Source organism: Oceanobacillus luteolus (genome assembly GCF_042678205.1).
GTDB classification, from domain to species: Bacteria; Bacillota; Bacilli; order Bacillales; family Amphibacillaceae; genus Oceanobacillus; species Oceanobacillus luteolus.
Map to the genome: position 1 here is coordinate 1 of NZ_JBHUDE010000050.1, position 521 is coordinate 521.

The window sequence follows — 521 nt, forward strand, 5'->3', positions numbered from 1 at the left end:
AAAGAGGCTGGGACATAACTAGCCAAAAACAGTAATTAAAAAGGATCCAAGCAAAAAATTTTGCTTGGATCCTTTTTTGAGTAAAATTTATCATCATCGGTCACTATACCTGGGTTGTTGGCGGTGTACTTTCTCAAGTTCACCGCCATTAATGCAAAGGCTAATTCCTTGGTCACCTTTTGTTTTCCTCTAACGGAAAAACGAGTGAAACCCAAATTAGCCTTCAGAAATCCGAAAACTGGCTCCACATCAATTTTACGTTTCCCGTAAATTTCACCGGTTTTCTCGTCTGAAAGCTTCGTGCGTACATATTCTTTTTGAGATTCCCACTTTTCATTGATGTAGACTTTCCGGTTGTTACCCGGCTTTGCTTTGGTGCACAGATCGCGCAGTGGACAGGCTGAACAGTCCTCACATTCATACACTTTAAACTCACGTGTAAATCCGTACCTGTCCTTTCGTTTGGAGTGATAGCTAAACCGCACTTTTCTTCCATTTGGACATAGATACGCATCTTCTTC

The 521-nt window shown here is 41.3% G+C and carries 1 protein-coding gene; it reads right to left on the minus strand.

From position 1 onward, the window contains the following. Positions 1 to 35: 35 nt before the first annotated feature. On the minus strand, positions 36 to 521 hold a 486-nt coding region (locus ACFSBH_RS12055; protein WP_379597717.1), incomplete at its 5' end, for a transposase.